Here is a 22,653-nt window from a genome sequence, read left to right on the forward strand (position 1 = left end):
ATGACTTGTCGCTATTCTAACGATAGTAGATTGGCTATATATTAGAGTATCGGTAATGCAACCAATAGAGATGGCATCCTTTGTAGAATGTATTTTATTTATATTTCAAATTCAATTTGCATAAGGAGTGTGTGAAATGAATCGGGAGAAAAGTTCTTTATACGAAGAAAAAGCTGAACATTATTATAATGCGATAAACCCTAATTTATTAAAGCATATAAAAAAGGAATGGCAAGAAGTTCTTGATATTGGCTGCTCGAGCGGTGCATTAGGAGCTGCTATAAAAGAAAATGGAGCACGTGTATCAGGAATTGAGGCGTTCCCAGAGGCTGCCGAAAAAGCGAAAGAAAAACTAGATCATGTTATTTTAGGTGATATAGAAACAATGGATCTTCCTTATGAGAAGGAACAATTTGATTGTGTCATATTCGGGGATGTATTAGAGCATTTATTTGATCCGTGGGCTGTCATAGAAAAAGTAAAACCTTATATTAAACAAAATGGAGTTATTTTAGCTAGCATACCGAACGTTGCTCACATTTCAGTGTTAGCTCCTTTATTAGCTGGAAATTGGACGTATACAGAATATGGTTTGTTAGATAAAACACATATTCGTTTCTTTACATTTAATGAAATGCTAAGAATGTTTTTAAAAGCAGGATATTCTATTAGTAAAGTAGATCGTGTATATGTTGATCATAAAATATATGAGCCACTTATTGAAGAGTTATATGGAATTTGTAAAAAGTATCGTCTTGGAAGTGGCTTCATGGCTGAGACAGTTGTATTTCAATATATTATTGAAGCAGAAAAATCACAACTATGAATAATCCTGATAGAACGATTTTGATGGTGACATGTGTAAATGATTCGAAATTGTATGCACAATGCGTGAGACATATATTGAAATTGGCAGTACCTCCAGGATATAGTGTACAATTCATGCCGATTCGCGGTGCAAAAAGTATGACGAGCGGATACAATCAAGCACTTTCGAATCCAGCGAAATATAAAGTGTATTTACACCAAGATGTTTTTATTGTAAATGGGGCTTTTTTATTTGGATTAATTCAATTATTTACGGAACACGAGCATCTTGGGATGATTGGGATGGTTGGAGCCCAGTATGTTCCCCCGCACGGTGTATGGAACGAAGGAAGAGGGATAGTTGGGAAAGTAATTGGTTACATGAACGAGTTATTTTATATGGCTAGTTTAGAGCAACCATTTCATGAATCAAAAACGTTTATTCCTGTGGAATGTATTGACGGTTTATTGATGGCGACACAATATGATATTCCGTGGCGAGAGGACTTATTTGATGGGTTTGATTTTTATGATGTATCCCAATCTTTTGAATTTAAAAAAGCTGGGTATACAGTCGGTGTCCCTGTGCAGCGTGATGCTTGGTGTATTCATTATCATTTTGATGTGAATATGACGAACTATGAAAAGTATAGAAAAGTATTTGTAGAGAACTATATGTCAGATGTGAATAAGGAAGAATAGAGGGCTAGAAAATGAAAAATCATACAATATTAGTCGTTGTTTGTGTAAATAATGAAGAGCTTTTCGAGCAATGTGAGAGACAAATAAGAAACATTTTTGTTCCCCCTGGCTATATAGTGCAAATTTTTCCGATACGAGATGCGAAAAGTATGGCAAGTGCGTACAATCGAGCACTTTCATATCCGGCGAAATATAAAGTATATATACATCAAGATACTTACCTTATTAATCGTGATATGTTTCATACACTTATTTCTCTTTTTAAAGAAAATGAAAAGCTTGGTTTAATTGGAGTAGCTGGTGCTCAGTTTTTACCGAGTAACGGGATATGGTGGGAAGGGAAAAATTTAGTAGGGAAAGTGATTGAATATAGAAGACAGAATTATCAATTATTAAATTTGGATCAGGGGTTTTATGGAAATCAATCTTTTATGTCAATGCAAGCAATCGATGGTTTACTCATGGCAACGCAGTATGATATTCCGTGGCGAGAGGATTTGTTTCAAGGATTCCATTTCTATGATGTGTCACAGTCTTTAGAATTTCAAAAGGCTGGATATTTAATTGGTATCCCTAATCAAGCAAATCTATGGTGTATTCATTACAACGGAGATGAGTTTGATGCGGATACATATGAGAAATACCGGGAAATTTTTGTGGAACATTATAAAGATGTACTATCTCCATCATAAGGGAGAGATGAAGGATGAAAGGGATTATTTTAGCAGGCGGGACAGGGTCGAGATTATATCCAATAACGAAAGTAACAAATAAACATTTACTTCCCGTTGGGCGGTATCCGATGATTTATCATGCGGTATATAAGCTGAAACGATGTGAAATTACAGATATTATGATTATTACCGGTAAAGAGCATATGGGAGATGTTGTGAGCTTCCTAGGAAGTGGTCAAGAGTTTGGTGTATCCTTTACGTATCGTGTGCAAGATAAGGCGGGCGGGATTGCGCAGGCGCTAGGACTTTGTGAAGATTTCGTAGGAAATGATCGGATGGTAGTTATATTAGGAGATAATATCTTTTCAGATGATATTTGCCCGTATGTTGAAGAGTTTACAAGTCAAAAAGAAGGGGCTAAAGTGCTGCTTCAATCTGTAGAAGATCCCGAGCGATTTGGTGTAGCGCATATTCAAGGCCGAAAAATAATTGGAATTGAAGAAAAGCCGAATGAGCCGAAAAGTTCTTATGCTGTTACGGGAATTTATTTGTATGATTCGAAAGTCTTTTCTTATATAAAAGAATTAAAACCTTCCGCAAGAGGGGAACTTGAAATTACAGATATAAATAATTGGTATTTAAAACGAGGAGTACTTACTTATAATGAAATGAGCGGCTGGTGGACTGATGCGGGAACGCATGCTTCTCTTCAAAGAGCGAATACGTTAGCGCGGGATATAAACTTTGGGAAACAGTTTAATGGAGAATAGGTGAAAATATGAAAGTTGTAGAAACAAATTTTACCGATGCGAAATTGTTAGAACCGAGATTGTTTGAAGACGAGCGAGGTTTTTTTACTGAAAGTTATAATAAGAAGATGCTAGAATCGTTAGGGATTACGCATTCATTTGTGCAAGATAACGTATCTTATTCAGCGCATTCGGGGACGATTCGAGGGCTACACTTTCAAAAAAATCCGAAAGCACAAACGAAACTCATTCAAGTTATGCAAGGTGCAATATATGATGTTATCGTTGATTTGCGAAAAGATTCACCTACATTTAAAAAGTGGAGAGGTTATATTTTAAGCGCAGATAATCATAGGCAATTATTAGTGCCGAAAGGATTTGCTCATGGTTTTTGTACAATTGTACCTCATACAATTGTTATGTATAAAGTAGATGAGTATTATAGTGCTGATCACGATTCCGGTTTGCTTTGGGAAGATAAAGAATTATCAATTCCATGGCCGGTAACAAATCCTATCTTGTCCGATAAGGATCGAATATTACCATTACTTCAGGAATATGAAGATAGTTTTTAAGTAGGAGAGTTGTTTATGAATATATTAGTTACAGGTGGAGCTGGATTTATTGGAAGTAATTTCATTCACTATATGTTAAAAAACTATGAAACATATAAAATCATTAATTACGATGCATTAACATATAGCGGGAATTTAAATAATGTAAAGTCTATTCAAGAAAATCCTAACTACTCATTTGTAAAAGGGAAAATCCAAAATGGAGAGCTGCTGGAACATGTTGTTAAGGAACGTGACGTGCAAGTAATTGTAAATTTCGCAGCTGAATCACATGTGGATCGTAGTATTGAAAACCCAATTCCTTTTTATGATACGAATGTAATAGGTACAGTCACGCTGTTGGAGTTAGTGAAAAAATATTCACATATTAAACTCGTGCAAGTATCAACAGATGAAGTATACGGTTCTTTAGGGAAAACAGGAAAGTTTACTGAGGAAACCCCGTTAGCTCCAAATAGTCCGTATTCTTCAAGTAAAGCGAGTAGCGACATGATAGCCTTATCTTATTATGAAACGTATCAATTACCAGTTATTATAACGCGTTGTTCTAATAACTACGGACCGTACCAATATCCTGAGAAATTAATTCCATTAATGGTTACGAATGCGCTTGAAGGAAAGAAACTACCATTATATGGTGATGGATTGAATGTAAGGGATTGGCTGCATGTAACGGATCATTGTAGTGCAATTGACACCGTTTTGCATAAGGGATGTGTAGGAGAGGTATATAATATCGGCGGGAATAACGAAAAAATAAATGTAGATGTTGTGGAACAAATTATAAAACTTTTAGGAAAAACGAAAAAAGATATTGAATTTGTAACAGACCGTTTAGGTCACGACCGTCGTTATGCGATTGATGCACAAAAAATGAAGAATGAGTTTGAATGGGAACCGAAGTATACGTTCGAACAAGGATTAAAAGAAACGGTGGAATGGTATAAAAACAATGTGGACTGGTGGAAACCACTAAAAGAAAAGTAAGGGGCATGTAGATGAAAGAACGGATTATCATAACGGGAGCGAACGGTCAGCTAGGGAAGCAACTACAAGAAGAGTTGAATTCTGAGGAATATGACATATATCCATTTGATAAAAAGTTATTAGATGTAACAAATATATCCCGAATTAAGCAAGTGGTACAAGAAATAAAGCCACATACAATTGTTCATTGTGCAGCGTATACGAAGGTAGATGGTGCTGAGAAAGAACAAGATCTTGCTTACTTAATAAATGCGATTGGAGCTCGAAATATAGCGGTTGCTTCACAATTAGTAGGGGCTAAGTTAGTGTATGTCAGTACCGATTATGTATTTCCAGGTGACAAACCGGATGGCTATCATGAATTTCATAATCCAGCACCGATAAATATATATGGAGCTTCTAAATTTGCAGGAGAGCAGTTCGTAAAAGAGTTACATAATAAATATTTTATAGTTCGTACATCGTGGTTGTATGGTAAGTATGGAAATAATTTTGTGAAAACGATGCTACGATTAGGAAAAGAGAGAGAAAACATATCTGTTGTAGCGGATCAAATTGGCTCTCCTACGTACGTGGCAGATTTAAATATGATGATTAATAAGCTCATTCACACTTCTTTATACGGTACGTATCACGTATCCAATAGAGGATCATGTTCTTGGTTTGAATTTGCCCAAAAAATATTTTCGTATGCAAATATGAAAGTGAATGTATTACCTGTTTCAACTGAAGAATTCGGATCGGCGGCTGCGAGACCAAAATATTCTATCTTTCAACATAACATGCTACGATTAAATGGTTTTTTACAAATGCCTACTTGGGAAGAAGGATTAGAAAGGTTTTTTATAGAAACAAAAAGTCATTAACAAAAATTTATGTTAGTGACTTTTTTGTTTGCCTTTAAGAGGTTTTATGGTACTATGATTATAGTATCAGGTACTAATAACAAGTATAAGTATTTCTGGGAGGATATATCATGGAACTATTACAAGGGAAAACATTTGTTGTTATGGGCGTTGCGAACCAAAGAAGTATTGCATGGGGAATTGCTCGCTCTTTGCATAATGCAGGTGCAAAATTAATATTCACATATGCAGGAGAGCGTTTAGAAAGAAACGTTCGTGAACTAGCGGAAACATTAGAAGGACAAGAATCACTTGTATTACCTTGTGATGTAACGAATGATGAGGAACTTACAGCTTGCTTTGAAACTATTAAGCAAGAAGTTGGTACAATTCACGGTGTTGCACACTGTATTGCTTTTGCAAATCGTGATGATTTAAAAGGCGAATTTGTAGATACTTCTCGCGATGGATTTTTACTTGCACAAAATATTAGTGCATTCTCTTTAACAGCTGTAGCAAGAGAAGCGAAGAAAGTGATGACAGAAGGCGGAAATATTTTAACCTTAACATACCTTGGCGGCGAGCGCGTTGTGAAAAACTATAACGTTATGGGTGTTGCGAAAGCTTCATTAGAAGCTAGCGTGAAATATTTAGCGAACGATTTAGGACAACATGGCATTCGCGTTAATGCTATTTCTGCAGGACCAATTCGTACGTTATCTGCGAAAGGTGTAGGCGACTTTAACTCAATCTTAAAAGAAATTGAGGAGCGCGCACCACTTCGTCGTGCGACGACTCCAGAAGAAGTTGGAGATACAGCAGTATTCTTATTCAGTGATTTAGCACGCGGAGTAACAGGTGAAAACATTCATGTTGATTCAGGATATCATATTTTAGGATAAATATAATAGGAATTAAAGTTTAAAAAGGACAGTCTCTAAACGTTGAGACTGTCCTTTTTAATTGTTCCCAGAAAGAACGATTTTTAACGAAAGTTCTAGCCACGTTATGAATATAACTATAATAGTACACGATTTATCCAGCTACGTATGGAAGTGGGAGGGACGAGTGTGAAGAATAAAAATAAAAGTTCAACAGTTGGAAAACCGTTGTTATATATTGCACAAGTAAATTTAGAACTCGCTGCACCGAAAATAAAAAGAATTATTTTAACGAATTTTGAAGATGAGGATCAAAAAGAGCAAAGTAATAGAAATGAAAGTATTGTAAGTAGTGCTGTGGAAGAAGTGGTAGAACAAGAGAAACAAGAACCACGAGAGGAGCCTCAAGTGGAGGTGGAAGAAAAAGTAGAGGAAGAGCAAGTGAGAACGGTCCCTTACAATAAATCCTTTAAGGATATGAATAATGAAGAAAAAATTCATTTTTTATTAAATCGTCCTCATTACATTCCGAAAGTAAGATGTAGGATAAGAACGACTACCGTCTCATATATAGGATCGATTATATCTTATCGTAATGGCATTGTATCCATTATGCCACCAAATAGTATGAGAGATGTTCGGTTATCTATAGAAGACATCAAAACGATTGATATGGCCGGTTTTTAAATATGTAAAGGTGGTAGAAAGCTTCTACCACCCCAATAGTTTTTTAGTTTACTTAACTATAGAAACGTCGCGTAAGCACTGAATAGCACAGAAGCAGCTTAAATCAACAGTAATGCAAGTAGATGTCGAGATTAATCTTGCATTTGGTACAGCTAAAAACGTACAAATTGGATCGTCGCCAGGTGGTACAGGAGACCCATCACCTAATACTACAGTTAACACACGTAGGACAGCACAGCTATCGTCATCTACGCTTTCTACACGGAAAATTGGAGATTGGCAGCTAGTAAGGCTTGCAGATGGTGCAAATGCTTCAAATGGCGTTCCAGCTTTTGTGTATAAAATAAAAGGGCGTGTATTTGCTACTGCTGCAGTATTGTGTGCTCCTAAAAATGGGATTTCACAACCAGAACCACATGTTGAACTAGAGCAATCTTGTAATTCATTGATGAATTTTACGACGTCAACTACGCAGTGAGAAGAGCTATGGTGTTTATTTTCGTTACAACTCATTAATGTCACTCCTTATCTTCTTGTTTGTATTTACATTAATAAGATATTGGAGTGGGGGAGATTTGGTCACAATCTTAAGACCTTTTTTTTTAAATAGGCTAAAGAGGATAGGGAAGGTGGAATTATGTTATTTACAAGCTGGCTTTTATTTTTTATTTTTGCGCTAGCTGCATTTAGGTTAACTCGTCTTATTGTTTATGATAAAATTACAGCTTTTTTGCGAAGACCGTTTATTGATGAGTTAGAGATTACAGAGCCTGATGGAAGTGTATCGACTTTTACAAAGGTGAAAGGGAAAGGATTAAGAAAGTGGATTGGAGAATTATTAAGCTGCTATTGGTGTACAGGTGTGTGGGTTAGTGCTTTTTTATTAGTTTTATATAAATGGATTCCTATTGTTGCAGAGCCTGTACTAGCATTATTAGCCATTGCAGGTGCAGCAGCGATCATTGAAACAATTACAGGATATTTTATGGGAGAATAATAAAGTGAAACTTTAATCAGTGGGGGCATTGCCCGCTTGTTATTAGCCCGCACCAATCGTGATAAATCTTCATGATGTTAGAAAAAGCGGAGTTTAAGAGGATGCGGGAACGGAAATAAGGAGTTGTTCATATAGTAAATAGACAGAATTGACAGTAGAGGAGATGTTTGCTGTGAGCAATAATCCAAGGCAAAATTCATATGATCTACAGCAGTGGTATAACATACAGCAACAGCAACAAGCACACCAACAGGCATATCAAGAACAGTTACAGCAACAAGGGTTTGTGAAAAAAAAGGGATGCAACTGTGGGAAAAAGAAAAATAAAATAAAACAATATGAAGAATGAAACACTCATGTTACTGTGAGTGTTTTTTATTGTAAAAATAAAAAGCAGTATTTCAATTAAGAAATACCGCTTTTTACTAGCTAATTTGTGCAACTGTTAATGCTGCAGCACGAATGTCTACAGTTCCAAATAATTCAACTGGTACGATTTGAATCAAGTCGCCAGGATTCAAGTTAATAAGAATAACACCACTGGAAACGTCTACTTCACCAGTACCGACAATGTTAGCCCGGACTGCCGTTCCTGATCCTGGAATAATGTTATCTGGTGTGTCCAATGTTAAGAAGAATCGAGCGGCATTTGGTGGCGCAGGAACATTTTCAAGGCTCACTGTTAATGTATAACTGATTTGATAAATACCAGCTACTTGAATTCGAATGCCAGCTCCGACACTTACTGTATTATTTATTACAGGAACAGTAATATTTGGGTTTGGACTTACGCTAGGTAATAGTAGTGGTGTGAATAATGAAGCAAACTGAGGTGCAGAAGCGTTGAAAGCAAAACCGAAGGCAGGTAGTGTACTAGCTGGTTTCGCCTCACAATCAATGTTATTAAATTCGCAATCAGAAGAGAACATGTTTTTCACTCCTTTATCTGTTTCTACTTTCAGTTAATGAAAAGGACAGGTTCTATGTTCTAGACAAGTTCCCAATTTTATAAAAAATACATAATAATACCTTTTAAGCATGGATTGGGTGGCAGAATCATCTGCCACCCAATCCATGCTTAAATTAGTATTCAGTTTTATATAGAAACATCGCGTAAGCATTGAATAGCGCAGAAGCAACTTAAATCAACAGTAATACAAGAGGAGGTTGATACTAATCTTGCATTTGGTACAGCTAAAAATGTACAGATTGGATCGTCACCAGGTGGTACAGAGGTACCATCACCTAAAACTACAGTTAATACACGCAATACAGCACAGTCATCATCATCTATACTCTCTACACGGAAAATTGGAGATTGGCAGCTAGTAAGACTTGCAGATGGTGCAAATGCTTCAAAAGGTGTTCCAGCTTTTGTGTATAAAATAAAAGGACGTGTATTCGCTACTGATGCAGTGTTATGTGCTCCTAAAAATGGAACTTCGCAACCAGATCCGCATGTTGTAGTTGCGCATTCTTGTAGTTCATGTATAAAACGAACGACATTTGATACACAGTTGAAATCACAATCATGGTGATGATGATCTTCATTACAATTGCAGCTCATTATGTTCACTCCTTATCGTGAGTTCTGACATACACTATTACAATATGAACGGGATATGATTGATATTACGTTAATTCTCAGGATAGAAACAGGGAATTTATATAGAGGGGATGTACATAACGTGATATGCAAAAAGACACCCTTATTTAATGGGTGTCTTTTCAGGTAAATCTTTTCGCGCAGTATATAAAAAACGAGATATATCTAGTTTTTTTCCTCTGAAAAATTGCGGGGAGGAAATGTAAAGTTCTTCTTTTGCGCGTGTAATGGCGACATAGAGTAATCGTCTTTCTTCTTCTAATGCTTCAGAAGTCTCAGTTACACGGTCATTTGCATCTTTTAAAGAAGAAGTATGCGGCAATATACCATCGCTTGCTCCGAGTAAAAAGACGCATGGAAACTCAAGGCCTTTCGCGTTATGAATTGACATAAGCGATACAGCATCTTTTTGCGGCATTGTTTTTAATGCTTCCATTTCTTTTTGACCTTGAATGGCCTCGTTAATAAATTGTAAGTAAGCTGGAATATCCGTAAAGCGAGTTGCTGATTCCATTAATTCTTCTAACATTTCTTCTTGTATGTCCTTATGCATCGTAAAGGAAGAACGATCATTACTTTGTAAGTACTCTAAATACTTTCCTTTACCATGAATAATTTCTTTCAATGCTTTTTTCGGTTCAAGTTCTTTTATAAACTTAATAAAATCGATTCGCTCATTTACTTTTTTAACTTGAAAAGGTTTCAAGCTTGGGTTTAGTAATAGAAAATGAAGAAGAGAAGGGAAGCGGCCCTCACCATATTTCCATTGTTCACGTTCAATAAATGAAATGCACTCATCACGGCCAATATACATTGTTGGTAATATATTTGAAAGTGATTCGAGGCGGAACGGTTCAAGCACGAGTCGTAAGTGATCTAATACGGGCCTAATTAAAGAATGTTCGTAGAACGATTGGCTCGCTCCATGTTTAATAAATGGAATCTTATGAATTGTAAGCTGATCAAGTAAAGAACGGCTTACAGAATGTGTACGATATAATAAACAAAAATCTTTATAATTTCGTTCACCACTATCTACTTTTTCCTGAATGAGTTGCAAAATTTGATTTGCTTCATCAAGAGTTGTAGCTGGTCGTGCGTAAAATGGTTGTACACCTTCTTCACGAACAGAATATAGCTCTTTATCAAAACGTTCTTGATTTAGCTTAATAACTTCATTTCCAAGTCCGACGATAAATGGATTAGATCGATAATTCGTATTAAGTGCGATAATCGTTGTATTATCAAATTCCTTTGGAAAAGATAAAATAATTTGGTGACTTGCCCCTCGCCAGCCGTAAATCGCTTGATCGTCATCACCTGCGATAAATAAATTATTTCTCGGCGTGGCTAACAATTTTACAATTTCATATTGTGCATACGACGTATCTTGAAACTCATCTACTTCAATGTAATGAAAACGCTCTTGTAATTGAGTAAGCAGGGGAGCGTTATTTTCTAACATATAATACATTTCTAATAAGATGTCGTCAAAATCGATATAATTGTGTCGTTGTTTTACCTCTTCGAAACGTTCGTATACTTCTTTGAACTCTTGTTCAACGGGTGTTTTCGCTTTTACATCTTTCGGACGATTCAATTTGTTTTTCTCAAGTGAAATCATAGCGAGTATCGTTTCGGCATCATAATCGTCTTTTAAGCGCAATTCTTTCAAAATTTTCTTTATCATAATTTGTTTATGTTTTTCATTTGCTAAAATTTGCTGATTATATCCTTGACTACGAAGCAATTTTAAAAAGACAGAGTGGAATGTACCAGCAACGACATAGCTACTTGCGGCATGATTCATACCAGGTAAATTCGCTACACGGCTTCGAATTTCTTCAGCTGCTTTTTGTGTAAACGTCAGCAGCAAAATATTTCGCGGATGGACATGTTTTACATTAACTAAATAACCAACGCGAGTTGTTAAAACAGATGTTTTACCACTTCCAGCACCAGCTAGTGTAAGGACAGGTCCTTCTGTCGTTTGCACTGCTTCTAACTGTTTTTCATTTAAATAAACACCTTGCTGTTCTAAAGCGCGGAAATACGCCGCATCTGCATCTTCTTCCATAATTAAATGGGTAGATGTTTTCGGAATATGATACGTCGCTTGCGGAATACCAGCGTGTGTTAACGATTTTTGTGAAAATTTTTCTTGTGTCATATATTCACCTTCAAAACTATAGCATCAACATTTAACTTTAGCGGAAGAAAAAGAAAATAGCAATGTAAAAAACAGGAGGGGCTACCTCCTGCTACAAAATTACCCCGCTATTTGCGGGCAGTAAAACTCTCACTTCAAAATTCAGGTGCCCGTAAACGCCCGATTGGTGAAGGCTAATAATCAGTGGGGGATGAACAAAACCCCCACTGATTAAAGTTTCACTTTATAATTCTTTTATCATTACGACGTGCGGGATATTTGCTTCCATAAACACATCAGAAGCCGTCACGTATCCTAGCTTTTTATAGAAAAATTCAGCATGTGTTTGAGCATGGAGTTTCAATTTCGGTAGAGACTCTTCCTTCGCATACGCTTCAAGTGCATCCATAATGATTTTACCAATGCCTTTTTTACGATGTGAAGCTAGTACGCAAATGCGCTCCATTTTTCCTATTCCATCAACGATGCGGAAGCGACCAGCACCAACTGGAACATCATTATCATATATAACAACGTGTGTTGAAATCTCTTCAAACTCATCATACTCTTCTTCTGCAGAAACACGTTGCTCATTCACAAATACTTGCTTACGTACAGAGAATGCATCTCTTAGTTGTTCGTCCGTTTGTACGATTTGTGCGTGCAAATTAGTTGTTCTCCTTTCCAAGGTGGAATGTTTCATGTACAGTCCACGTTCCATTTTCTAATTGGTATAGAAGGTGGAAACGATCGATTGGTTGCTCATAATAGAAATCTTTCATACGTAATCGACCTAATACATCAGCGTGCTCTGCGTCTGATAAGTCTTGACCGATTGTTAAATGAGGTACGAAAGAGTACTCGCGCTCTTGTGTAAAGAAACCATTATGCATTTCTTCATTTAAGAAAGTAAGTTCAGGTGTTTTTTCTACTTTAAAATAAAGAACATTATTAACAGGTGCGAATGAACCGACTTTCCCAACATGAAGGGTGAAAGGGTTCGTTTTATTTGCGATTGTATGTAACTCATTCACAATCGATTCTAATTGTTCATCTTGCGTCTCAAAGGGTGTTTTCAATGTAATATGTGGCGGAACTAATGCGTAATGCGGATCATAACGTTTACGTAATCCGTTCGCTTTATCTTGAATCATTTTTGATGGGAAAATTACAATTCCTAATTTCATGTTCCAATTCCTCCCTTTGCAAGTCTAGTTAGATTTTGAGAATAAATCTCTTTATCTATTATATCAAATTATTCTGAATACCGCTCTCTATTATTTCATTGATAGAATATGAGAAAATGCTTTCGGTAAATCTGCTTGCCAATATTTCCATGTGTGATTCCCTTCAAACTCTTCATAATACGTGATGAAATTTCTATCTGTAAGTAGTTTATTTAACTCGCGATTTGGTTCTACGAAATCAGATACTTGTCCGTCTGTACGCTTGACAGCTGTTTCTTCGGTCCCAATTACGTGATAAAGATCTAGCGCCCCCGGATTTTTGAAATCTTTTGCTAAGTTCATGACTGTTTCATCAACAAATGGTGATTGCATAACGACCTTACCAAATGTATGCGGATACATAAGTGCGGTCATGAGGGAAACTGTACCGCCGAGAGAATCTCCAATTAAAACGCGTCCTTTACCCATTTGATATGTTGGATAATTTGCATCAATATATGGAGCAAGCTCATGAGCAAGGAAACGAATGTAAGCAGCATTCTTTACATCATTTGGGAAATATTTTTCCTTACGATCGTGTACATTTTTATATGGAATACCGACAATAATTGTGCGGTCGATTTCTTCAGTTTCACGAAGACGCTCAATTACACGGTGGGCTTTACCAAGCTGAAAATAATCTCTACCATCTTGTGCAATAACAACCGTATGCTTATGGAGAGGTGTGTAATTTACTGGTAAATAAACAAGAAGTGTAAGCTCCTCTTGAAGTGATGTACTAAAAAATGAAATTTCTTCAATTCTCCCTATTGTTTGATTCATGTATATCCCCCTAAATAAAAATTTACTGTAATGATTGTAAGAGCGACGCTTGTAGTGAAAAGGAAAGAAATAATCACTAATAGGTGCCTTAATTTCTATTTTACCATAATGGTACGAAGAATCTAAAAAATTAGTATTTAAGTTGTGAAAGAAAATGGATATAATGAAGTGGGATTTTTTACAGGTGAGAGGGGAGACAGGATTTGAAACAAGAAAGATCAATCGCACTACCACTAGCAATTTCCATTATAGCAATTTCATTCGCAGCTGTTTTTGCAAAGATGTCCTCAGCACCATCTTCCATTTTAAGTATGTATCGATTATGGATTATCGTACTTATTATGCTGCCGATCGTTTGGAAAAAACGGGAAGAGTTTAGTAGGATTCAAATAAAAGATTGGGGATTTTTAATTGGATCTGGTTTCTTTTTAGCTCTTCATTTTCTTCTATGGTTTGAATCCTTAAAGCATACGACAGTTGCTAGTTCGACGATTATTTTAGCACTTCAACCGATCGTATCTTTAGTGGGAGGTTTTTTCTTATTTAAAGAAAGAACAACCTATTCAGCAATTGCGACGATGGGAATTGCGATACTAGGCGTAATGTGTATTGGCTGGGGAGATTTAGGGCTAAGTAAGCAAGCAATTTATGGGGATATATTATCCTTTTTAAGTGTAATAGCAGTTGTCGGTTATTTATTTATCGGACAAACGACAGTAAAGAAAGTATCTCATTGGATTTATAGTTTCACTGTATTTGCCTTCGCTGGTATATTTATAGCGATTTATAACGTTATACTTCAAGTGCCGTTTACAGGCTATACGAAGTGGGATTGGAGTATTTTTCTTTTACTTGCGATTGTACCGACAGTGTCACACGTCATTAATAATTGGTTATTAAATTACGTAAATGCAACAACCATTTCAATGAGCATTTTAGGAGAACCAGTAGGGGCATCTATACTAGCGTTCTTCTTACTTGGAGAAAAATTAAATGCAATGCAAATTATCGGTAGCATGCTCGTATTGTTTGGTGTATCTGTTTTCTTACTACAGCAACAAAAGCGAACAGCAAAAAATGTGGTGAACGAACCGGCTTATACACAGGAATTATAACGAGTTTATTCTAATATGCGAAAAGAGAAGTTATTGGTAACTTCTCTTTTTTTTGTTCCATGCAGAAAATAAAACAGATTAATAGGGGGAATTACCGCCATGTAGCATGAAAAAAGATAATATATAGTGGAGTTACATCATACGTTTCTCATACAAATATAGAGGGGGAAGGAGAGACTAAATGAAAGAGATTTTAATGAAATACATGACAAATCTTACAACATTAAGTGAAGAACAGCAGCGCATGATCGTAGAAGAATTACAAATTGAAGAGTATAAAAAAGGAACAGTGCTCCTAGGGCAAGGAGATGTTCCATCTAAATGTTATTTTGTATTAAAAGGATGCGTGAGGCAGCATTGTATAGATGAATCTGGAAAAGAAGTTACATCAAATTTTTATACAGAAGAACAAGCAATCGCAAATTTCAATCATCATAAGCAAGATAAATCATCCCCACATACGTTAACGTGCCTAGAAGATTGTCTAGTTGTAGTTGGCGATTTGTATAGTGAAAAGGACATGTATAAGAAATATTCACAGTTAGAAGAAATGACGCGCCAAATGATTGAATACAATTTTGGTGAAGTACAAGAAGAACTTACATTATTTATTGCATCGACACCAGAAGAGCGCTACAAATCATTATTACAAAAACGACCTCATTTAATCGATCGTGTTCCTCAATATCAATTGGCAAGTTATCTAGGTATTACGCCAGAATCATTAAGCAGAATTAAGAAACGACTCAAACAGTAGAGTTTTTTCCACCTCTAAGCAATAGCCATATACTAAATCCTAGTTCACCTGCGATCATCGGTAGTTGAAAGACAACGTTAAGAATGGAAATAATCGCATCATATTGTGAAAACATCGTATTCATTACGTTAATGATGATATAGCCGATTGCAGCAATGAGCAGTAATATACTAATAGTTTTCGGTATGTTTTTAGATTGAAAGGTTACGTATCCTAAGGTGAGAAGATGTAAGCCGAAAATGATTAATCCTACAGACCAAATGTATTCAAAAGCTTCTAGAAATAACATTGTATATGCTTCTGAATTAGCAACTGTGTTTTTTGAAAGAAGTAATACAAATATTAAATTGAATATAGCAATCCCAAGTATAGCTGTATACATAAGACGAAGACAGGCAGCTAGTAATGAGAGGCTAGTATGGATAGGTTTTAGAAAGAAATAAAGAGCCCACGAGGCGATAATATCCGTAATGAAAATGATAATCCATCCGAAAATTTCTGCTTTGAAAAGTGAACTTGAAGTTTGAATATTATGGAGTGTCGTGCTCGCATCTCCTTGTACAACGAGATTTCCGTGAACAAAACCGTAAGAAAAAAATGCAGCAAATGCCATAATAAGAAGAGAAGCACCAGTAAATAAGGCAAACTTTCGTTCATTCATATGTCGTCCTCCTATTTCAATATTACTTTTATTTTAATAAGGGAAGGAGGAGAAGTCATTGACTTAAATCAAGAGAGGAGAGAGCGTAATGGAATTTCCATCAAAAAAAGATGTATGGTTATATCCGATTTTTTTCGTTGTCATTGGAGCGTGTTTTGCTCCTCTATTTGCAGGAAAAGAGTATTTTCTTTTATTTTTTACACTTCCGTTAGCAATATTATTTATGTGGAGTTGGTTTTCGACAAAATACATCGTCGGAGAAGAAACAATTACAATTAGATCAGGTCTCGTTAAAAAACGCATATTTATACGAGATATAAAACAAATTTCAAATACGAAAAATCCAATAGCTGCTCATGCCTTGTCATTTGATCGACTTGAAATTGTTTACGGCGCACATAAAACAGAAGTTATTTCTCCTAAAGATAAAGACCAATTCATCAATCTTGTTACAAGTAAAAATTCACACATTGAAATCAAGTAAAAGAGTGGCTAGGAAGCCACTCTTTACTTTGGATTGGTCATATAAGGTTGTACATGAATAATACATAGGTCACGGAACTTTCCTTCAGCAGTTGTGACAATTACGACTGCTCTTCCGGCACTTTTTCCAGTAATCGTTACCGTGTCACCTTTTGGATACATTGTGATAACATCAGCATTCATATTTGTCCAAATAAGTTCTTTATTCGTCGCTTGCACTGGCAAAACGGAAGCTGATAACTCAGTGCTTTGTCCAGTTCTTACTTTTAACTTATTTTTTTCCATATGAACACCGATAACTGAAATAACAGAAGGAGCGATTGAAATTTTAGGTGGATTAGGTTGTATGTTCAAACAAGACGCAGAAGTATTTGTAATAGGTGAAAATTTTCTTATGTGTTGTTGCTGGAAAGCTGCTAACATGTTGGAGTCCCCTTTCTGTATAAGTGCTGATACTAATACTATAAAGGAGCAGTGTTATATTAAATTTAACGAAACATAAAGAATTTGTTAAATTTGAGAAGAAGATTGTCGAACTGTAAAAAGAAAGCTCTGCTGTTGCGATAACAGCAGAGCTTTCTTTTTATAGATTATTACGGTGTTGTTTTTCAAAATCCTCAAATTTCTCTTCAACTTCTTTTGAAGGCTGTGTTAGTAAACTAACAATTACGATTACTAGTAAACTAATAGCGAAACCAGGAATCATTTCATATAAGAAATCTTTTAAGAATTTAAACTGTGTCCAAATAATTACTGTGGCTGCACCTGAAATCATGCCAGCAAGTGCGCCCCATTTCGTCATACGTTTCCAATATAAGCTTAATAAAATAGCGGGTCCAAATGAAGAACCAAATCCAGCCCAAGCATATCCAACAAGAGCTAAAATCGTATCATTTTGTTTAAACGCTAATGCGCACCCGACTAAGGCGATAACAAGTACAGCCATACGACCGACAAATACAAGCTCTTTATCAGAAGCAGAACGTTTAAAGAATGTACGATATAAATCTTCTGTTATAGCACTAGAAGTAACAAGAAGCTGAGATGAGATTGTACTCATAATCGCTGCTAAAATCGCTGCTAATAAAAATCCAGTAATAAGTGGATGGAATAAAATTTTTCCAAGTTCAAGGAAAATTGTCTCTGGATTAGATAACGTCAACCCTTGTTGTGAATAGTAAGCAATACCGATAAGACCAGTAAACATAGCTCCGACAACAGAGAAAATCATCCAGCTCATACCAATTCTTCGTGCGCTTTTAATTTCTTTTACAGACGAAATTGCCATAAAGCGTACGATAATATGAGGTTGTCCAACATAACCAAGGCCCCATGCGAATAAAGAAATCATTCCTAAAGTAGAGGCACCTTTAAAAATATCTAAACGTGTTGGATCTACAGATCGAATTGTGTCAAACGCAGGTCCAAGTCCGTTCGAATTCATAATTGTTACGATAGGAACAAGAATAAGAGCAATTACCATAATGATTCCTTGCACGAAGTCTGTCCAACTTACCGCTAAGAAACCACCAAATAATGTGTAAGCCACGACAACTGCTGCGACAATGAATAATCCAACATGATAGTTCATACCAAATGAATTTTCAAATAATACAGCACCTGAAACTAGTCCTGAAGCTACATAAAAAGTAAAGAAAATCATAATAACAAGTCCGGATACTAAGCGTAGCATATGAGATTTGTCGTGGAAACGGTGTTCCAAAAATTCTGGGATAGTAATAGAGTTGTTTGCCATTTCAGAGTAGGTACGTAAGCGAGGAGCGACATAAAGCCAGTTTGCGTATGCGCCTAGTGTTAGGCCGAGCGCAATCCAACTACTACTTAATCCAACGCTAAACATTGCACCGGGTAATCCCATTAAAAGCCAACCACTCATATCGGATGCTCCAGCACTTAATGCTGTTACTGCGGGGCCTAGTGTACGCCCGCCAAGCATATAATCTGTTAAGTTGGACGTTCGTTTGTAGGCGAAATAGCCGATTACTAACATCCCGAGCATGTAAATAGAGATAGAAGTTAAAGTTAACATCTGCGTACTCATGTAGTTCCCCTTCCTTTTGTCATGTCTTTTGATGCGTTATGCATATTTATAATCTATCATGATTATTCTGAAAAATCCATTCGAAAATACGAATTTTCTGAAATGTAAGCGTTTTTTGACAGTGTTTTTCTTTTGTAATATATAATTTTCTGACAAAAAACCTTAATTTTAATAGAGTATTTATTATATTTACATAAAAACAGGTTGTTTTGTCAATATAATATCGGATGAAGAAAAAATATTTTTTTTTGGAAAAGTATTGACTTATTAGAAACGTGAGGAATATAATGAGTGCAACTTAAAAAAATGCAAGCGTTGATGAAGAAGAGTACACATGATGAACATGTCAGAGAGCTGATGGTTGGTGCGAATCAGTATGGAATTGATGTGGAATGGGCTTCGGAGCTTCCAAACCGAAACGAAAGAAGTAGGCTTTGGCGACATGATCTCATCGATATAAGAGACACGTATTATTTTTGATACGGCAAAGTGCGTTACATTCGTAACGAATTAAGGTGGCACCACGGGAGTACCCGTCCTTTCTATAGGATGAGTACTCCCTTTTTGTGTATAAAAAATTAAATAAGCTAAATCGTTTAAGTAAGAAGAGTACGTATATTGGAGACGTTTCAGAGAGCCGGGGACAGGTGGGAGCCCGGTGCGGTGCCATATACGGAATGGGCTTACGAGAGGTATGCTGAACAATTATTTTCAGTAGGCAACCCGGGTTCCGCCGTTACAAGGATAAGGTATATATTTTGTACCTGAATAAAGCGGGATGCTTTTGCGTCCAACCTGAGGTGGTACCACGGTAAATTTATCGTCCTCTACATATTTCGATATGTAGGGGACTTTTTTATTTTTCAGAGTGAGGTGAAAGGCATGATGACAAAAGAGGAATTTATGAAGCAAAAAGAACAAAGAAACACATTTTTAGTAATCGCTGAAGAAGAAGGAGATAGCATTACGCCAATTTCTTTATATAGACGTATGAAGGGAAAGAAAAAGTTTTTATTAGAAAGTTCGCAGCTTCATCAAGATAAAGGGCGCTATTCTTACTTAGGATGTAATCCGTATGGTGAAGTGAAAAGCGTTGGTACGGAAGTGGAACGAACGATTTACGGCCAAACAGAAAAGTTGCAAGGTAACGTACTACAAGTATTAGAGGAAGTAATCGCGTCAGCACAAGTAGACAGTCCATTTCCGTTTTGCGGGGGAGCAGTTGGTTATATTGGCTATGATGTTATTCGGCAGTATGAAAACATTGGCGCAGATTTACACGATCCATTAAATATTCCAGAAGTACACCTTTTACTGTACCGTGAGTTTATCGTTTATGACCACTTACGCCAAAAATTATCATTTGTATATGTATGCAAGGAAGATGAATCAGCTTCTTATGAAGAAGTATACGAGAGATTGCAAGTATACAAAGAGGAAGTGCTAAACGGAGAAGAAGAGAAGGTGAGTAAAGTAATATCATCTTTATCATTTACTTCTTCAATAACTGAAAAAGAATTTTGTGAAATGGTAGAAACAGCGAAAGAATACATTCGGGCCGGAGATATTTTCCAAGTTGTATTATCCCAGCGTTTGCAAAGTGAATGTATTGGAGATCCATTTGCATTATACCGGAAACTTCGAATTGCAAATCCATCACCATATATGTTCTATATCGATTTTCAAGATTATGTTGTACTTGGCTCTTCGCCGGAAAGTTTACTATCAGTAAGAGACGATAAGGTGATGACAAACCCAATTGCGGGTACGAGGCCGAGAGGGAAAACGAAGCAGGAAGATGAGGAAATCGAAAAAGAACTGTTAGGAAATGAGAAAGAGCGAGCAGAGCATATGATGCTTGTGGACTTAGGCCGAAATGATATTGGCAGAGTAAGTGAAATTGGCTCTGTGACGATAGATAAATATATGAAAGTAGAGAAATACTCTCACGTTATGCACATTGTATCTGAAGTTTACGGAACATTGCGAAAACAAACGAGTGGATTTGATGCATTAGCGTATTGTTTACCAGCTGGTACAGTGTCAGGTGCTCCGAAAATAAGGGCGATGGAAATTATTAATACATTAGAGCATGAGAAAAGAAATGTATATGCCGGAGCTGTTGGATATATTTCATTCTCAGGAAATCTTGATATGGCGCTAGCAATTCGAACGATGGTTGTAAAAGACGAGAAAGCGTACGTTCAGGCAGGAGCGGGTATCGTCTACGATTCAGATCCAGTTGCTGAATATGAGGAAACATTAAATAAAGCGAGAGCGCTTTTGGAGGTTATGAAATGATTGCACTAATTGATAACTATGATTCCTTCACATATAACTTGTATCAACTATTAGGCGAGTACGAAGAAAACATCGTCGTCTTAAGAAATGATCAAATAACAATTGAACAATTAGAGGAGATGAAGCCGAAAGGAATTGTGCTTTCACCGGGACCTGGGAAACCAGAAGATGCTGGAATTTGTATCGATGTTATTCGTCACTTTTATAAGAACGTTCCCATCTTAGGAATTTGTCTTGGCCATCAAGCAATCATATCCGCATTTGGAGGAGAAATTGTTAGAGCAGAGCGCATTAAACATGGAAAAACGTCGCGTGTGAAACATAACGGAACGTCAATCTTTTCGTACGTTACGCAGCCGCTAACGGCAATGCGTTACCATTCACTCGTCGCAGCGCAAAATAGTTTACCACAATGCTTTGACATACTCGCGACGGCGATGGATGACGGAGAAATCATGGCAGTTCGTCATAACTATTATCCGCTCTTCGGATTACAGTTTCACCCAGAATCAATTGCAACAGAAGAAGGCGGAAAATTAATACGTGCCTTTTTAGCAGAAGTGAAAGAGGAGGAGAGAGTATGAACAGTTATCTTCGAAAATTAGTAGAGGGACAGCATTTAACAGAGGAAGAAATGTATGAAGCAGGGCTCCTTTTATTAAGTGACAACATATTGGAAAGTGAAGTTGCAGCTTTCTTAGTATTGCTGAAAGCGAAAGGTGAAAAAGCAGAAGAAATATACGGTCTCGTTCGTGCTCTTCGCGAAAAGGCATTACCGTTTTCAAATCATATAAAAGGCGCGATGGATAATTGCGGAACGGGTGGTGACGGAGCGCAAACATTCAATATTAGTACAACATCGGCATTTGTACTTGCCGGAGCTGGTGTAAAGGTTGCGAAACATGGAAACCGCGCTGTTTCTAGTAAAACAGGAAGTGCTGATTTATTAGAAGAACTCGGTGTAAACATTAGTTGTACGCCAGGTGAAATTGACTACTTATTAGAAAATGTAGGGATTGCCTTCTTATTCGCACCAGCGATGCATCCAGCATTAAGACGCATTATGAAAATAAGAAAAGAATTAAACGTTCCGACGATCTTTAACTTAATTGGACCGTTGACAAATCCGGTTAATTTAGAAACACAATTTGTCGGTATTTATAAACGAGATATGTTATTGCCGGTAGCGGAAGTATTGCAGAAACTTGGCAGAAAACAAGCGCTCGTCGTAAACGGAAGTGGCTTTTTAGATGAAGCATCATTACAGGGAGAAAATCATATCGTCGTTTTAAAAGATAATGAAATAGTAGAAATGAGTATTGATCCAGAAAAGTATGGTTTTTCAAGAGTGAAAAATGAAGAAATTAGAGGTGGGAATTCAAAAGAAAATGCAAAGATTACGCTCGGAGTATTAAGCGGAGAAAAGAGTGTCTATCGCGATACTGTTTTATTAAATGCAGGTCTAGCCCTTTTCGCAAATGGAAGAGCAGAAACGATTGAAGAAGGAATTACACTAGCGGCACATAGCATTGACTCTGGAAAAGCATTAGAAAAATTAAACTTATTAATTGCAGCAAGCCATGAAAAATTAGAAAGGGTGAATTAA

27 protein-coding genes and 2 other annotated features are annotated in these 22,653 nt (G+C 36.6%); of the genes, 17 read left to right on the forward strand and 10 right to left on the reverse strand.

Annotated elements, in window-relative coordinates:
* Positions 1 to 136 precede the first annotated feature (136 nt).
* The 9 genes from MR155_RS11765 (at position 137) to MR155_RS11805 (ending at position 6,907) form a co-directional block, all read left to right on the forward strand.
* The gene (locus MR155_RS11765) at positions 137 to 826 is read left to right on the forward strand and encodes a class I SAM-dependent methyltransferase (protein WP_219301723.1); all 690 of its coding nucleotides are present in this window, start codon (positions 137 to 139) and stop codon (positions 824 to 826) included.
* Positions 823 to 1,509, forward strand: a complete 687-nt coding sequence (locus MR155_RS11770) for a glycosyltransferase family protein (RefSeq protein WP_219301724.1) — start codon at positions 823 to 825, stop codon at positions 1,507 to 1,509. Before MR155_RS11765 ends, MR155_RS11770 begins: the two co-directional genes overlap by 4 nt.
* An 11-nt stretch (positions 1,510 to 1,520) precedes the next feature.
* Positions 1,521 to 2,201, forward strand: coding sequence for a glycosyltransferase family protein (locus MR155_RS11775; RefSeq protein ID WP_242309853.1), 681 nt, complete (start codon positions 1,521 to 1,523; stop codon positions 2,199 to 2,201).
* 14 nt (positions 2,202 to 2,215) lie between these two features.
* Positions 2,216 to 2,953, forward strand: a complete 738-nt coding sequence (locus MR155_RS11780; RefSeq protein ID WP_002030415.1) for a sugar phosphate nucleotidyltransferase — start codon at positions 2,216 to 2,218, stop codon at positions 2,951 to 2,953.
* A gap of 8 nt (positions 2,954 to 2,961) precedes the next feature.
* The gene (rfbC, locus tag MR155_RS11785) at positions 2,962 to 3,507 is read left to right on the forward strand and encodes a dTDP-4-dehydrorhamnose 3,5-epimerase (protein WP_002134993.1); all 546 of its coding nucleotides are present in this window, start codon (positions 2,962 to 2,964) and stop codon (positions 3,505 to 3,507) included.
* A gap of 15 nt (positions 3,508 to 3,522) precedes the next feature.
* The gene (gene rfbB / locus MR155_RS11790) at positions 3,523 to 4,494 is read left to right on the forward strand and encodes a dTDP-glucose 4,6-dehydratase (protein WP_219301726.1); all 972 of its coding nucleotides are present in this window, start codon (positions 3,523 to 3,525) and stop codon (positions 4,492 to 4,494) included.
* 11 nt (positions 4,495 to 4,505) lie between these two features.
* The gene (gene rfbD, locus MR155_RS11795) at positions 4,506 to 5,360 is read left to right on the forward strand and encodes a dTDP-4-dehydrorhamnose reductase (protein ID WP_002134996.1); all 855 of its coding nucleotides are present in this window, start codon (positions 4,506 to 4,508) and stop codon (positions 5,358 to 5,360) included.
* 110 nt (positions 5,361 to 5,470) lie between these two features.
* Entirely contained in the window at positions 5,471 to 6,241 is a 771-nt protein-coding gene (fabI, locus tag MR155_RS11800) for an enoyl-ACP reductase FabI (protein WP_002011384.1), read from the forward strand.
* Between the two features lie 147 nt (positions 6,242 to 6,388).
* On the forward strand, positions 6,389 to 6,907 hold the full coding sequence (locus tag MR155_RS11805) for a CotO family spore coat protein (protein ID WP_195743243.1): 519 nt from the start codon (positions 6,389 to 6,391) through the stop codon (positions 6,905 to 6,907).
* Positions 6,908 to 6,955: 48 nt separating this feature from the next.
* On the opposite strand, the gene exsY is transcribed toward MR155_RS11805, so the two are convergent.
* The gene (gene exsY, locus MR155_RS11810; RefSeq protein WP_002135000.1) at positions 6,956 to 7,420 is read right to left on the reverse strand and encodes an exosporium assembly protein ExsY; all 465 of its coding nucleotides are present in this window, start codon (positions 7,418 to 7,420) and stop codon (positions 6,956 to 6,958) included.
* Between the two features lie 124 nt (positions 7,421 to 7,544).
* Between exsY and MR155_RS11815 the strand changes: the two genes are divergently transcribed.
* Positions 7,545 to 7,904: a DUF1360 domain-containing protein gene (locus MR155_RS11815; protein ID WP_000899658.1), complete on the forward strand. Its 360-nt coding sequence runs from the start codon at positions 7,545 to 7,547 to the stop codon at positions 7,902 to 7,904.
* Positions 7,905 to 8,067: 163 nt separating this feature from the next.
* Entirely contained in the window at positions 8,068 to 8,253 is a 186-nt protein-coding gene (locus MR155_RS11820) for a hypothetical protein (RefSeq protein WP_002064286.1), read from the forward strand.
* A gap of 76 nt (positions 8,254 to 8,329) precedes the next feature.
* On the opposite strand, the gene exsF is transcribed toward MR155_RS11820, so the two are convergent.
* From exsF to MR155_RS11850, 6 genes are all read right to left on the reverse strand, one after another.
* Positions 8,330 to 8,833: an exosporium protein ExsF gene (exsF, locus tag MR155_RS11825; protein ID WP_113937694.1), complete on the reverse strand. Its 504-nt coding sequence runs from the start codon at positions 8,831 to 8,833 to the stop codon at positions 8,330 to 8,332.
* A 167-nt stretch (positions 8,834 to 9,000) separates the two neighbouring features.
* Entirely contained in the window at positions 9,001 to 9,471 is a 471-nt protein-coding gene (gene cotY / locus MR155_RS11830; RefSeq protein WP_113769138.1) for a spore coat protein CotY, read from the reverse strand.
* Between the two features lie 142 nt (positions 9,472 to 9,613).
* The gene (locus MR155_RS11835) at positions 9,614 to 11,680 is read right to left on the reverse strand and encodes an ATP-dependent helicase (protein WP_002135005.1); all 2,067 of its coding nucleotides are present in this window, start codon (positions 11,678 to 11,680) and stop codon (positions 9,614 to 9,616) included.
* A 223-nt stretch (positions 11,681 to 11,903) separates the two neighbouring features.
* Positions 11,904 to 12,326: a GNAT family N-acetyltransferase gene (locus tag MR155_RS11840; protein ID WP_002064289.1), complete on the reverse strand. Its 423-nt coding sequence runs from the start codon at positions 12,324 to 12,326 to the stop codon at positions 11,904 to 11,906.
* A gap of 1 nt (position 12,327) precedes the next feature.
* A complete protein-coding gene (locus MR155_RS11845) occupies positions 12,328 to 12,846 on the reverse strand; it encodes a YjcG family protein (protein WP_002011397.1) in 519 nt (172 codons plus the stop codon).
* Positions 12,847 to 12,936: 90 nt separating this feature from the next.
* Entirely contained in the window at positions 12,937 to 13,668 is a 732-nt protein-coding gene (locus MR155_RS11850) for an alpha/beta hydrolase (RefSeq protein WP_242309856.1), read from the reverse strand.
* Between the two features lie 203 nt (positions 13,669 to 13,871).
* Here MR155_RS11850 and MR155_RS11855 point away from each other — a divergent pair, with 203 nt between their 5' ends.
* Complete coding sequence (locus MR155_RS11855; RefSeq protein ID WP_113937696.1) at positions 13,872 to 14,783, forward strand: DMT family transporter; 912 nt, start codon at positions 13,872 to 13,874, stop codon at positions 14,781 to 14,783.
* 181 nt (positions 14,784 to 14,964) lie between these two features.
* The gene (locus MR155_RS11860; RefSeq protein WP_219301729.1) at positions 14,965 to 15,540 is read left to right on the forward strand and encodes a Crp/Fnr family transcriptional regulator; all 576 of its coding nucleotides are present in this window, start codon (positions 14,965 to 14,967) and stop codon (positions 15,538 to 15,540) included.
* Here MR155_RS11860 and MR155_RS11865 read toward each other — a convergent pair.
* On the reverse strand, positions 15,530 to 16,201 hold the full coding sequence (locus tag MR155_RS11865) for a DUF4386 domain-containing protein (protein WP_113937698.1): 672 nt from the start codon (positions 16,199 to 16,201) through the stop codon (positions 15,530 to 15,532). The genes MR155_RS11860 and MR155_RS11865 overlap by 11 nt on opposite strands.
* A gap of 88 nt (positions 16,202 to 16,289) precedes the next feature.
* Here MR155_RS11865 and MR155_RS11870 point away from each other — a divergent pair, with 88 nt between their 5' ends.
* Complete coding sequence (locus MR155_RS11870) at positions 16,290 to 16,685, forward strand: PH domain-containing protein (protein ID WP_242309859.1); 396 nt, start codon at positions 16,290 to 16,292, stop codon at positions 16,683 to 16,685.
* Positions 16,686 to 16,708: 23 nt separating this feature from the next.
* On the opposite strand, the gene MR155_RS11875 is transcribed toward MR155_RS11870, so the two are convergent.
* Both MR155_RS11875 and putP read right to left on the reverse strand, forming a co-directional pair.
* The gene (locus tag MR155_RS11875; protein ID WP_242309860.1) at positions 16,709 to 17,107 is read right to left on the reverse strand and encodes an Ig-like domain-containing protein; all 399 of its coding nucleotides are present in this window, start codon (positions 17,105 to 17,107) and stop codon (positions 16,709 to 16,711) included.
* A gap of 160 nt (positions 17,108 to 17,267) precedes the next feature.
* A complete protein-coding gene (gene putP / locus MR155_RS11880) occupies positions 17,268 to 18,746 on the reverse strand; it encodes a sodium/proline symporter PutP (protein WP_201038541.1) in 1,479 nt (492 codons plus the stop codon).
* A gap of 306 nt (positions 18,747 to 19,052) precedes the next feature.
* Positions 19,053 to 19,290 (forward strand) — a binding site (T-box leader).
* A gap of 42 nt (positions 19,291 to 19,332) precedes the next feature.
* Positions 19,333 to 19,577: a binding site (T-box leader), on the forward strand.
* Between the two features lie 51 nt (positions 19,578 to 19,628).
* On the opposite strand from putP, the gene trpE reads away from it, so the two are divergent.
* Genes trpE through trpD form a run of 3 tightly spaced genes read left to right on the forward strand, consistent with a single transcriptional unit; the run spans position 19,629 to position 22,653 of the window.
* Positions 19,629 to 21,047 (forward strand): anthranilate synthase component I, encoded by a 1,419-nt coding sequence (trpE, locus tag MR155_RS11885; protein ID WP_242309863.1) that lies wholly within the window; start codon positions 19,629 to 19,631, stop codon positions 21,045 to 21,047.
* Positions 21,044 to 21,631 (forward strand): anthranilate synthase component II, encoded by a 588-nt coding sequence (locus tag MR155_RS11890; RefSeq protein WP_242309866.1) that lies wholly within the window; start codon positions 21,044 to 21,046, stop codon positions 21,629 to 21,631. The genes trpE and MR155_RS11890 overlap by 4 nt, the downstream gene beginning before the upstream one ends.
* Positions 21,628 to 22,653 (forward strand): anthranilate phosphoribosyltransferase, encoded by a 1,026-nt coding sequence (trpD, locus tag MR155_RS11895; protein WP_242309869.1) that lies wholly within the window; start codon positions 21,628 to 21,630, stop codon positions 22,651 to 22,653. Before MR155_RS11890 ends, trpD begins: the two co-directional genes overlap by 4 nt.

This window comes from Bacillus cereus group sp. BfR-BA-01331 (assembly GCF_022663915.1).
GTDB classification, from domain to species: domain Bacteria; phylum Bacillota; class Bacilli; order Bacillales; family Bacillaceae_G; genus Bacillus_A; species Bacillus_A mycoides.